The following is a 12,184-nucleotide window of genomic DNA, read 5'->3' on the forward strand; positions in this document are numbered from 1 at the left end:
GCCCCATCAAAAAACGTCGCTATCATTTTATACTTTCCTGACGCGAAAAAAGGATATGCTTGAATAAAACCATCTACTGCCCTGTTTCAGCAGGATGATGGGGTAGTTAAAATAAGGGGGAAATGAAGTGCAAATAGATAAGTTACGAGGAGAGCAGCTTGATCAGCTGTTTGATGCGATATTGTCATTAAAGACTCGTGAGGAGTGCTATCAATTTTTTGATGATATAGCCACAATGTCAGAAATACAATCCTTATCACAACGATTACAGGTTGCAAAAATGCTGACTCAAGGAAAAACCTACAACACCATCGAGCAGGAAACCAAAGCATCTACTGCAACTATCTCCCGGGTGAGACGCTGTATTAACTATGGCAGTGACGGCTATAATCTTGTTTTAAAAAGGCTGGATATAAAAGAAGAATCACAACAATCAAAAGAGGAATCCCAACCATCCAAAGAGAAATAGAATCATAAAAGAGGAATCAGTTGGAATTCTTTGACTGATTCCTCCAGTATAGCTATTTTGGCTCTGCTTCGGCGTGATATCTCAATTCTACCTGTGCGATAAGAGAAGCTCCAGCTAGCTATTTCTTCTTTCCACTAAATTTACTCCAATTCCCATACTAATTACTCCAATTAAGAGCATTAATGCGCTCGGTAAGGCAAGATCGCTCCAGGATATATCATATAGTGCAATATCCATAAGGCTATCCACTGCATGAACAAGCGGAAACAGATCGGCAATAAAGAGCAGAATTGGATTGGACAGCATTCCAGGCGGCATATACACACCACTTAACACAGGAATAATCGGAATGGTGGATGAATAAATAATTTGAAATTGTTCCGGTGTTTTCATAAAACCTGTAAAGAGCATTGCCACACTTACCATACTAAGGGTAAATAATGCAGTAATAAATACGATTTTTCCAAAGCTGTTTCCAAGGTCATAATCCATGAAGTATTGAAAAATCAGCAATACAATGATAATTTGCAAAAAACCGACAAAGAAACTGGATAGCAGATGACCAAGGTACATTGACATTTTGGTAAGCGGAGAAAGAATCATTCGATCCCAAATCCCGTTTGTTCGCTCAGCAGATATTTCGTTCACTTTAAATCCAATTGTAAACATTGCCATGAATAAGGTAAACCCAAATAGTAATTGGAGCTCCATATTATATTCAGGAATCTCTCCGCCGCCAACAGCTTCTATTTGCAGCTGGTAAGGGGGTGACTCTAAATATTCCTGAACAGCTTGGCGAAGTGCATCTATCTGATTGGTTCCGGAAGCTTGAAGCTGTGCTTCTGTTGTAAATAGGGTGTGCACATAATCTTCTAAAATTTGCAGCTGAGGCATATTGGATCCAGTAAGAATCCGATAGTCATCTTCAAAGAGCTGCAATGCCATGTTAACCTCACCATCTCTGATATTTGCTTGTGCATCTGCTTCCGTCCCGGTAACAAATGCAAACTGATCATTTTCATTTAATAATGGCTCCCATTTTTCAAGAACGGCACCATCATCACTAAACACAGGTACTGTTGTTTGCGTGGTTTGATTTGTACCTGAGGCAATTAACGATAATACAATACTGCCAGTCAGCAGTAAAATAATTGCCCAAGGGCTTCTTATATCTTTTCTTAGTTGAGATTTAAATACTGCAAACATTTAGGACTGCCTCCTTTCAGGAAATAATAGAATTCCAATAAGAAGAAATACAATAAAGAAACCGAATTGCTTTAAGAATGGAATGATAAAGGACGTTGACTCACCAAACTGGACAAGCTGTGTATAGAGATTTACTGTGATCCCGTTTGGTGTCCATCCTGTTATAGCTGCCATAGTATTAGATATTTCACCAATTGGAAAGAAATTTCCTCCTAATACTGCTAAAAGCATAATGATTATCATGAACATTCCTGAAACCAAATTAATATTATTAAAACGCAGCATCATGGAAGTAAAGACAGCAGATAACCCGGCAATTGTTAAAGCCGAGAAGGCAATAATCAATATAATTCGGACCCAAAATGTAAAAGATATTTCTGGAAAAATATCCAGAATAAGATGGGAGATTAAAAAGACTGTCATCATTTGAATCCATGTAAACAGAAAGGTAGCAGCCACTTTTCCAAATAAAAAGGAAAGCGGGCGGCTGTTTGTAATAAGAATACGGTTAAATACACGCTGCCGTTTTTCGGCAGCTGTCTTCGTGGCAACTGTATGTGCAATAAATAATGCAAATAGTGTGCTCATGGCTACGGTGAAATATTGCTCCATTCCATATGCTTCATTGGATGCATGGAGAAACTCGATTCCTCCTTCAGGTAAATGAAGCTCTGCCATTTCTCCATCTGCTAATGTATCCATGGCAAAGTGAAGGTTCAGCCCATTTATAAAATTATCTATCACATTAGAGAGAATGGTTGTCTCCATAGAATCCTCTTCTATTTGTAAGTGTATAGGTGTATATACAGGCTCATTCAATATGGTGTGCAGCAATATATCATTGGTAAAGCCATTTGGGATTTTTAAAATAGCATCAAGCTCTCCATTATCCATTTGCTGCATTGCTTCCGATTCCGATAATGCTTCTACATGCAGCCATGAATCAAACGCATCATCATTCAGGAAGGTCAGAAACAGTTCAATTGGCAAAACAGCTTCGGCTTTTTCTAACATGTATTGCTGCTCTTGCTGAGATACATTTGTCGATTCCAAATGAGCTTGAAACTGATGGAAGCCCGCATCCTGATCATCTTCTATAATGACACCGGCACGGACATCCATGTTCTCCGGTTCATCAAAATTTACATCAGCAAAAGCAAAATTTAAAATATAAATTAAGAGAATAGGAGCGAATAAAGCGATAAGAACTTCTTTTCGATCTCGCCAGAATACAAATAAGTCCTTTTTTAAAAATGAAAACATCTTCTCACCCCTCCTTTTAATCTCGTAATGTTCTGCCGGTTAAATGGAGAAAAACATCCTCAAGACTAGGTGTTACCATTTGATAGTTTGTTATTTGTATTCCTTCACTTTCAACTGTATGGACCAGCTCGCTTAAAATATTGCTTCCTTTTTTGGTGATAATACGAATACCATCACTGGTTTTATCGACATGTCGAACAGCGTTAAAGCTGTTTATTTTTTTAATCACTGTCTCCGTTGTTCCACTTAACTGAATTTGCAGTGTATCTTCACTGGACAAGATATTTAATAGCTCTTCCTTGCTCCCGGACGCCACTACTTTTCCATGATCCATAATATAAACACGCCGGCATAATTGCTCTACTTCCTCCATATAATGGCTTGTATATAGAACCGTTGTCCCTTCCTCCTGATTAAGCTTTCGAACGGTTTCTAAAATATGATTCCGGGATTGCGGATCAATGCCGACAGTTGGTTCATCAAGAATCATTATCTTCGGCTTGTGTAATAAAGCTGCTGCAATGTTAACACGGCGTTTCATCCCTCCGGAAAAGGTCTTTACCAGATCTTTTTGACGTTCCTTCAGTCCAACCATCTCCAAGGTTTCTTGAATCCGGGTTTCTAAAGTATTCCGTTTTACTTTATAAATTTCTCCAAAAAATTTAAGATTTTCATAGGCGGATAGTTCTTCATAAAGTGCTATTTCCTGTGGAACGACACCAAGCACCTCCCGAATGGCGGCTGGGTTTTTAATAGTACTCTTCCCTTGTAATTTGACATCGCCTGAAGATGGCTTGATTAAAGTGGAAATAATTGATATCGTTGTCGATTTACCGGCTCCATTTGGACCGAGCAAGCCAATTGATTCTCCTTCATCAATGTAGAGGTCTACGTCATCTACCGCTTTCTTCCCCTTGAAGGATTTTGTTAATTTAATAGTTTCCAGCATTATCTGTTCCTCCTTATAGTGCGTGTTCAAAAGGTGCCGAATGGTTCTTGAAGATCAAGGCGACCGCTGGTGACTTTTTGAACATCCTCCTTGTACGGAGTGTTAGCTAAAATATACATAAAAAAAGATAATGTCACCACTATCTTTTGTCACGAAGCCGGCTATTTGTCGTGACTTCCGTCATTTTAATTGTAAAACCGCTGATAATCATACATACTAATCTCCACGCATAGCTGCTTCAAGTTTCAAAAAAGGGCTGTCTCGTTCCACTTTAAGAAAGTATAAAGAATCTAAGGAATAAAGTACGACGGACACGATGTCCTAGTATCGACGTTGGTCACACGACGTGACCGTACGAAAGCGCAACTAAGGCAATCCTGCGCCTTTCAGGCTTGGCTTGCAAGTTTTCTTTATAAAAGTCTATAAAAATTGTTTTGACATGCTAGAATTGATTTTAGTCATGTAATAGTATGAAAATAATTTATTGACTGCTTTTGATATTTTTTAAATTAAAAAAAGGAGAGTAATTTTTTATGAGAAAAACGTATGATGCGAAGTTTGCTCAAGTATCAGGACCCTATTCACACGCTGTAGATGCAGGGGATTATATTTATTTTTCAGGTCAAACTGCTAAAAATGCCCCAGCTGCCGGAGATATGACCGGTGATATTGCTGCACAGACGCAACAGTGTTTTGACAATTTATTTGAAGTAATGAAGGAAGCGGATCTTACCTCAGATGATGTGGTAAAAGTAAATGTATATCTAACAAACATGGATGATTTTGCTGCAATGAATGAAGTATATGAAAAGCAATTTACAGCTCCGTTTCCAGCAAGGACTTGTATAGCAGTGCTGGCATTACCACTTGGTGCTGAGGTAGAGATTGAAATGATTGCCAAAAGGTAGTGCTTGTGCAGGAAACTATAAGTAATCCTTGATAAAAATGATGTGAAGAGAAAAGAGGCTTCTGCAAAGTGCTTCCACATACTGAGGGTGGAAGCACTTGTCCTGTCAGAAAGCGTTGCGGTTAATCAACCTGTTAAAACAATCCAATGTGAACAGTACAGTACAGGGCTCGCCAGGAAGCACCTGTCGCAGAGGTTGAAAAAGAAAAACGCGCCTGGGGAAAACAGCTTCCTGTGAGTTTTGCCGACTCTCTTTTGCACGGGTACTCAAACAAGATGATGACGAATGGCGTAAATGGCAAGCTGTGTTCGATCTCTAAGCTCAAGCTTTTGTAAAATCTGACTTGTATTATTTTTAATCGTACCAACAGATAATCCTAAGCGTTCTGCGGTTTCATGATTGCTCAGACCTTCGCCGATACATACTAAAATCGCTCTTTCCCGGGGTGTTAAGGAGGGATCTGGGATTTTTTCTTCCTGTTTATGGAGTAAAAGGGGCATTACTTTGGCAGCGACCTGATCTTCAACAGCAAGACCGCCTTCTAATGCACTGCGAATAGAACGGATAAGTGATTCTGTATCGGCATTTTTTAATAGATAGCCGTTTACACCAATTTTTAGTGAGTCCATCACATATTCATTGTTATCAAATGTTGTCAGCATGAGAATTTTTGTCTGTTTCCATCGGGACTGAATAATCTTTGCTGCTTCAATCCCATCCATAACCGGCATTCGGATATCTAAAATAACAATATCAAATGCTTGCTGTACGCACAGGTCGACAGCTTCCTTTCCATTGCTTGCTTCCCCGGTTACCTTCATTTCCCTATCGGTTTCGATCATCATTTTTAACCCCTGTCTCACCATGGCCTGATCTTCGGCTAACAATATTTTTATCATTATGTTCCCCTCCAGCAGTTATTTGTAATGTGCCATTGACAATAAATTGCTCCTCGGTTTTTCTTACTTCCAGATGACCACCGATATTTTCCATTCTTTTTCTCATTTCGGAAAGACCAAAGCCTTCCTGGAAGGGGCGGTTATCCTGGACTGGATTACTAATTTCAAAGCGAAATACACTGCCGCCTGGAGCTGCAAATGATATATTTGCTTCTCTGGCCTGGCTATGTCTCATAATATTCGTCAAAGCCTCCTGAACAGAACGGTAAATAACAAAAGACTGCTCCCCGTTGAGCGGTATAGCAAAAGCGCCATATTTTACAGAAAAGGTTGTTCGAATAAAGCTTTCTGTTTCCAGACGGCGGATGAGACGAATGATCCCTTGCAAACCGCCATGATTTGTATTTTTTAAAGCTTTTACTGCACTTCTTGTTTCGTCCAGGCTTTCTTGAGCTAAATTCTTAAGGGCAGTTACATGGTCTTGATCCTGCTCACTAGATTGTATCCGAAAAGCTTCCAGCTGCACCAATAGAGCAGTCAGCTTGTGACCAACGGAATCATGAATTTCGTGACCAATTAAATTCCGTTCCTCCTGTCGTGCTGCCTCTTCTTCTGAAATTGCCTGTCTTTTCAAACGGCGAAATTCACTAAGCAGGGCATCGTATCTGAAAAAAAGATCTTTTTTATCATCCTTGTTTTGTTTATATAAAAGTAAACCAGCATGAAGGAAAACAAAATAAAGGAGGATGAAAGCAATAATAGATAAGAAAGCATTTGTGTAATAACATATGTAAATCATTCCGATAGATGATACACCGCTAACGAGAAACGCCAGGCGGTAAGGTGACTTTTGAAAAGCCTCGGCAATCAGTAATGTTAAAATAAGTATTAAGAAAGGATTTAATCCGGTATACGGGCCTGGAAATAAGGTAATAACAGAAAGACAAGCATTTATGGCAAGTAGCATAGTCAATACGGTTGGCCGGTTTTTAAGCAGGGGCAGAATAAAAAACAAAATAAAAAATAAAGAGACTCCAAACAATCGCCAGATCATTTCTGTCAAGTTCTCATGTAGATAAAGAAAAGCGAATAGCCAAACGATTATATGAAGTCCCAGCCATATCCAGTATGATTTCATCTTCTTTTCTCACTCCTTATCTTTCATATATCGTACCAAACAGACAAATTTTCAACAACTGGTATTAGAAAAGTGCTATTGCACATCCATCATGTTATTTTCTTTATCTAAAAGGGATCAATACCAAAATCAATAATGGAAATATATGATGAAATGTGGTAGGACAACTAGCTGGCGAAGGAAAACACGGAGACTCCTGTGGGAAAGCGTTGTGTTTTTCCGTAGCGGTGCCTAATATCAAATTCAATATAGTTTGTCAACTATAGATTTTGGTGAAGAGCTCTAAAAGAAGTATAAATCTTTGCCTTATCCGTTCTAATCATTTCCCGATTTTTGTTATAATAAAGAAATGAATGTAATAATGGAGGATCAGTAACTAATATGAATATAAATGAATGGAAACATATGTTTAAATTAGATCCGGCAAAGGAAATATCTGATGAGGATTTAGATAAGGTGTGTGAGTCCGGTACGGATGCGATTATTGTCGGCGGCACAGACAATGTCACATTGGATGGTGTTTTAGATTTATTGTCGAGAATTCGCAGAGCACACATGGTACCGGTAGTTTTGGAAATATCTAATGAGGAAGCATTAACGCCGGGATTTGATACTTATTTTGTACCCATGGTATTAAATTCGAAGGAGAAAAAATATGTGATGGATATCCAGCAAAAAGCGATCAAGGAATATATCGACATGATGGAGTATAGTGAGGTATACTTTGAAGGCTATTGCATTTTAAATCCAGAAGCAAAAGCTTTCCAGCATACGAATTGTGAGCTGCCGGAAACAGATGATGTGAAAGCATATGCTTATATGGCAGAGCACGTTTTTCATCTGCCGATTTTTTATGTGGAATACAGCGGTACTTATGGTGATCCAGAAGTCGTTCGTGAAGTAAAAGCAGAGCTTGATAAGACAAAGCTTTTCTATGGCGGCGGTATTGAGACGCCGGAGCAGGCGAAAGAAATGAAAGAGTACGCTGATGGAATTATTGTTGGAAACAGCATTTATACGAATTTAAATCAAGCACTCAAGACAGTGGAGGCAGTTAAAGCAGAATAAGCTCAGGAAGGAAGATGTAACATGGAGCAAACGCTGGAAGCGATGATAAATACATTGAACCCGGAGCAGCAGAGAGCTGTCCGGCATACAGAAGGCCCGCTCTTAATAATGGCAGGAGCTGGCAGCGGAAAAACACGCGTATTAACGCATCGGATTGCTTATTTGATGGGGGAAAAGGAAGTAGCTCCACGAAATATATTAGCGATTACCTTTACCAATAAGGCTGCCCGGGAAATGAAAGACCGTGTAGCGAAATTAGTTGGTCCCGGAGGTGAATATATGTGGGTTTCTACATTCCACTCCATGTGTGTCCGAATTTTACGCCGGGATATTGACCGGATTGGATATTCCTCAAATTTCTCCATTCTGGACAGTGGAGATCAATTATCCGTTGTGAAGCAAGTCCTTAAAAATTTAAATATTGATCCAAAGAAATTTGATCCCCGGGCGATGCTTGGACAAATCAGTGCGGCAAAAAATGAGCTGATTACCGAAGAAGAATTTGCGAAAAATGCCGGTAACTTCTATGATCGGCAAGTAGCACAGGTCTATGAAGGCTATCAAAAAATGTTACGGAAAAATCAATCTCTGGATTTTGATGATTTGATTATGCAAACCATCCATTTATTTGATCGTGTACCGGAAGTATTGGAATATTACCAAAGGCGGTTCCAATATATTCACGTTGATGAGTATCAGGATACGAACCATGCCCAATATTTTCTGGTAAAACAGCTTGCCGAGAGGTATCAAAACCTATGCGTTGTCGGTGATTCAGACCAGTCTATTTACCGTTGGCGCGGAGCTGATATTACAAATATCCTGTCCTTTGAAAAAGACTATCCGTCTGCGAAAACGGTCATGCTGGAACAAAATTACCGTTCTACCAAGTCTATTTTGCAGGCAGCGAATAAAGTGATTGGAAATAACTCTGGACGTAAGCCGAAAAATCTTTGGACGGATAATGATGATGGAAAAAAGATATCCTATTATAGAGGAGCAACGGAGCAGGAAGAAGCTTTATATATTGCCGATACGATTCAGCAATTAACCCGCAGCGGAAAATATCAGCCGAGTGATATTGCCATTTTATATCGTACCAATGCACAGTCCCGTGCGATTGAAGATACATTTGTAAAGTCTGCTATCAGCTATCAGATGGTGGGCGGTACGCGGTTCTATGACCGGAAAGAAATCAAGGATATGATTGCTTATTTAAGGTTAATTACCAATCCAGATGATGATATCAGCTTCCAGCGTGTGGTGAATGAACCGAAAAGAGGGATTGGAAAAACATCCATTGAACGCTTGCAGGCGTATGCGGCGACGCATGATATTTCTCTCTATGAAGCTGTGAAGGAAGTTGATTTTACAGGTGTTTCCAAAAAAGCAGCCAACGCATTAGCCGGGTTCCAGGATCTGATCCGTTCGCTGACCCAGCAGCAGGAATTTTTAACAGCGACAGACATGGTAGAAGCTGTGCTGGAGCGGACCGGCTATGAGGAAATGCTGAACAATGAACGTTCCATAGAAGCGCAATCAAGACTGGAAAACTTAGAAGAGTTTAAAACCGTTACACAGGAATTTGAAAAAGCAAATGAAGATAAAACACTCATTGCCTTTTTGACAGATTTGGCATTGATTGCAGATATTGACCGTGTCGATGAAGAAGATCCGGATCAATCTCAAAAAATCACGCTGATGACACTGCATGCAGCTAAAGGATTAGAGTTCCCTGTTGTTTTCTTAATTGGAATGGAAGAGAATGTCTTTCCCCATAGTCGTTCCATGTTTGATGAAGAAGAAATGGAAGAGGAACGTCGTCTGGCCTATGTCGGCATTACAAGAGCAGAGGAAGAGCTCTATCTGACCCATGCACAAATGCGTACACTATATGGACGTACCAATATGAATCCGGTCAGCCGTTTTATTAATGAAATCCCTGAGGAATTGCTGGATGGGATGGAAACGGCTCAAAAATCTTCATTTGACGGTGGCAGCAGAATGCGAAACAGCTTTGGTACGCACCAGCAGCAGGAGTTGCCTCCGAAAAGACGTGCTGAAAAGATGCAAAGCCCTAAATCCAGCGGTGCAGAATCTAAAAGCTGGTCCGTCGGGGAAAAAGCAGTCCATAAAAAATGGGGAACGGGTACAATTGTAAGAGTGCAGGGAGAGGGAGATAAGCTGGAATTAGATGTGGCGTTTCCTGCTCCAGTCGGCATCAAACGTCTTCTTGCAAAATTTGCCCCAATAACAAAGGAGTAAAGACGAATGAGCACACAAGAAATAAAAAAACAAATGGATTCGCTGGTTGAGATTCTAAATAAATACAGTTATTCCTACCATGTGTTGGACAATCCGACTGTACCCGATGCAGAGTATGACCAGAAGTTACGGGAGCTTGAAAAGCTAGAGGAGGAATATCCTGAATTCGCAAGAGAGGATTCTCCTACCCGGCGTGTTGGCGGCGAACCGCTCGATGCTTTTCAAAAGGTGGCGCATGAAACACCAATGCTCAGCCTTGGCAATGCTTTTAACGAACAGGATTTACGCGATTTTGCCAGACGGGCATCAGAAGGGGTATCCGGTAAGGTTACTTTTGTATGTGAATTAAAAATAGATGGATTAGCCATTTCTCTGAAGTATCAGGATGGGAAATTTGTTTTAGGCTCCACCAGAGGAGACGGAAGAATTGGTGAGGATATTACATCTAACCTGCGTACAATACGCAGCATTCCATTGAGTATCCAAGAGACAGGAACTTTAGAAGTTCGCGGCGAAGCTTTTATGCCCCATAAATCCTTTTTAGCGTTGAATAAAGAGCGTGAAGAAAAAGAAGAAGAACCCTTTGCCAATCCAAGAAATGCAGCAGCAGGGTCGTTGAGGCAGCTGGATCCGAAAATAGCCGCAAAGCGTCATTTAGACATCTTTCTATATGGAGTCGGTGAATGGGATAATAACGAGATAACAAGCCATAGTGAGCGTTTAGAAGCTTTACATCGTCTTGGCTTTAAAACAAATAAAGAATGGAAAAAAGCAGAAAGCATTGAAGAAGTCTTGGAGTTTGTTGCATACTGGACGGAGCATCGCAAGGATTTAAATTATGAAATCGACGGCATTGTTGTTAAAGTAGACAGCCTGGATCATCAGGATGAACTTGGTTTTACTGCGAAAAGTCCACGTTGGGCAGTTGCTTATAAATTTCCGGCCGAAGAGGCGATAACGACCTTAAAGGATATCGAACTGAGCATCGGCAGGACAGGTGTTGTGACACCGACAGCTATTCTTGAGCCTGTCCGGATCGCAGGCTCAACTGTTCAGCGGGCATCCCTGCATAACGAAGATTTAATTCGTGAGCAGGATATCCGGATTGGCGACCAGGTAGTTATCAAAAAGGCGGGAGATATTATTCCTAAGGTTGTCCGTTCGATTATCGAACAGCGCACGGGAGAGGAAAAAGAATTTCATATGCCTGAGGAATGCCCCGAATGCGGCAATGAACTGGTTCGTTTAGAAGGAGAAGTAGCTTTACGGTGTATCAACCCGAATTGCCCGGCGCAGTTAATGGAAGGTCTCATTCATTTTGTGTCCAGAAATGCGATGAATATTGATGGCTTAGGAGAAAAAGTGATCATCCAGCTTTTCCGCGAAGATTTAGTTCATACAATTGCTGATCTATACCGATTACAAAAGGAAGATCTTTTGAATCTGGAGCGAATGGGTGAGAAATCTGTTACCAATCTTTTGAATGCGATAGAGGCTTCCAAAGAAAATTCTTTAGAAAGATTATTATTTGGACTTGGCATCCGTTTTATCGGATCAAAGGCAGCACAGACATTAGCAATGGAATTTGAAACCATGGAACGGCTTCAGCATGCCAGCCTGGAAGAACTTGTAGCCATTGAAGAAATAGGCGAGAAAATGGCAGACTCGATTGTGCATTATTTTGAGGAAGAAAAAGTGACACAGCTATTGAAGGAATTAAGTGAGTTAGGTGTGAATATGACCTACACTGGTCAGCGAAAATCAGAAGTGGCAACAGACAGCTTGTTCTCTGGAAAAACAGTTGTATTGACTGGTAAAATGGAACAATATACGAGAAAAGAAGCGAAAGAGCTAATTGAATCCCTGGGCGGTACAGTAACAGGCAGTGTAAGTAAAAAAACAGACTTAGTTATTGCCGGAGCAGATGCCGGTTCAAAGCTGGAAAAAGCTGAAAAACTTGGTGTAGAAGTATGGAGCGAAACAGAGTTAAAAGAAGCAGCTCAAGGAGAGGAGTGATTT

10 protein-coding genes are annotated in these 12,184 nt (G+C 40.4%); 5 read left to right on the forward strand and 5 right to left on the reverse strand.

Features of this window, described 5'->3' with window-relative positions; genetic code table 11:
* Nucleotides 1-127: 127 nt before the first annotated feature.
* Nucleotides 128-469, forward strand: coding sequence for a YerC/YecD family TrpR-related protein (locus tag FLK20_RS11340; protein ID WP_152656678.1), 342 nt, complete (start codon nt 128-130; stop codon nt 467-469).
* 114 nt (nt 470-583) lie between these two features.
* Here FLK20_RS11340 and FLK20_RS11345 read toward each other — a convergent pair whose 3' ends face one another.
* The 3 genes from FLK20_RS11345 to FLK20_RS11355 are packed head-to-tail and all read right to left on the reverse strand — an operon-like array spanning nt 584 to nt 3,887.
* Nucleotides 584-1,675, reverse strand: coding sequence for an ABC transporter permease (locus tag FLK20_RS11345; protein ID WP_152656679.1), 1,092 nt, complete (start codon nt 1,673-1,675; stop codon nt 584-586).
* Entirely contained in the window at nt 1,676-2,938 is a 1,263-nt protein-coding gene (locus FLK20_RS11350; protein ID WP_152656680.1) for an ABC transporter permease, read from the reverse strand.
* Nucleotides 2,939-2,954: 16 nt separating this feature from the next.
* The gene (locus FLK20_RS11355) at nt 2,955-3,887 is read right to left on the reverse strand and encodes an ABC transporter ATP-binding protein (RefSeq protein WP_152656681.1); all 933 of its coding nucleotides are present in this window, start codon (nt 3,885-3,887) and stop codon (nt 2,955-2,957) included.
* Between the two features lie 533 nt (nt 3,888-4,420).
* Between FLK20_RS11355 and FLK20_RS11360 the strand changes: the two genes are divergently transcribed.
* A complete protein-coding gene (locus FLK20_RS11360) occupies nt 4,421-4,795 on the forward strand; it encodes a RidA family protein (protein ID WP_152656682.1) in 375 nt (124 codons plus the stop codon).
* A 266-nt stretch (nt 4,796-5,061) separates the two neighbouring features.
* Here FLK20_RS11360 and FLK20_RS11365 read toward each other — a convergent pair whose 3' ends face one another.
* Complete coding sequence (locus tag FLK20_RS11365) at nt 5,062-5,694, reverse strand: response regulator transcription factor (RefSeq protein WP_152656683.1); 633 nt, start codon at nt 5,692-5,694, stop codon at nt 5,062-5,064.
* Complete coding sequence (locus FLK20_RS11370) at nt 5,621-6,832, reverse strand: sensor histidine kinase (RefSeq protein ID WP_152656684.1); 1,212 nt, start codon at nt 6,830-6,832, stop codon at nt 5,621-5,623. The genes FLK20_RS11365 and FLK20_RS11370 overlap by 74 nt, the downstream gene beginning before the upstream one ends.
* Before the next feature lie 381 nt (nt 6,833-7,213).
* Here FLK20_RS11370 and pcrB point away from each other — a divergent pair, with 381 nt between their 5' ends.
* Genes pcrB through ligA form a run of 3 tightly spaced genes read left to right on the forward strand, consistent with a single transcriptional unit; the run spans nt 7,214 to nt 12,181 of the window.
* Nucleotides 7,214-7,900 (forward strand): heptaprenylglyceryl phosphate synthase, encoded by a 687-nt coding sequence (pcrB, locus tag FLK20_RS11375; RefSeq protein WP_152656685.1) that lies wholly within the window; start codon nt 7,214-7,216, stop codon nt 7,898-7,900.
* Between the two features lie 21 nt (nt 7,901-7,921).
* Nucleotides 7,922-10,165, forward strand: a complete 2,244-nt coding sequence (pcrA, locus tag FLK20_RS11380; protein WP_152656686.1) for a DNA helicase PcrA — start codon at nt 7,922-7,924, stop codon at nt 10,163-10,165.
* Between the two features lie 6 nt (nt 10,166-10,171).
* On the forward strand, nt 10,172-12,181 hold the full coding sequence (gene ligA / locus FLK20_RS11385) for an NAD-dependent DNA ligase LigA (protein WP_152656687.1): 2,010 nt from the start codon (nt 10,172-10,174) through the stop codon (nt 12,179-12,181).
* The last annotated feature ends 3 nt before the right edge of the window (nt 12,182-12,184 follow it).

It is taken from the genome of Oceanobacillus sp. CFH 90083 (assembly GCF_009389585.1).
In the GTDB taxonomy this organism is placed as follows: domain Bacteria; phylum Bacillota; class Bacilli; order Bacillales; family Amphibacillaceae; genus Oceanobacillus.

Coding starts and splice junctions, on each gene's coding strand:
- FLK20_RS11345 (WP_152656679.1), bottom strand. CDS start 1,675: ATGTTTGCAGTATTTAAATCTCAACTAAGAAAAGATATAAGAAGCCCT.
- FLK20_RS11350 (WP_152656680.1), bottom strand. CDS start 2,938: ATGTTTTCATTTTTAAAAAAGGACTTATTTGTATTCTGGCGAGATCGA.
- FLK20_RS11355 (WP_152656681.1), bottom strand. CDS start 3,887: ATGCTGGAAACTATTAAATTAACAAAATCCTTCAAGGGGAAGAAAGCG.
- FLK20_RS11360 (WP_152656682.1), top strand. CDS start 4,421: ATGAGAAAAACGTATGATGCGAAGTTTGCTCAAGTATCAGGACCCTAT.
- FLK20_RS11365 (WP_152656683.1), bottom strand. CDS start 5,694: ATGATAAAAATATTGTTAGCCGAAGATCAGGCCATGGTGAGACAGGGG.
- FLK20_RS11370 (WP_152656684.1), bottom strand. CDS start 6,832: ATGAAATCATACTGGATATGGCTGGGACTTCATATAATCGTTTGGCTA.
- pcrB (WP_152656685.1), top strand. CDS start 7,214: ATGAATATAAATGAATGGAAACATATGTTTAAATTAGATCCGGCAAAG.
- pcrA (WP_152656686.1), top strand. CDS start 7,922: ATGGAGCAAACGCTGGAAGCGATGATAAATACATTGAACCCGGAGCAG.
- ligA (WP_152656687.1), top strand. CDS start 10,172: ATGAGCACACAAGAAATAAAAAAACAAATGGATTCGCTGGTTGAGATT.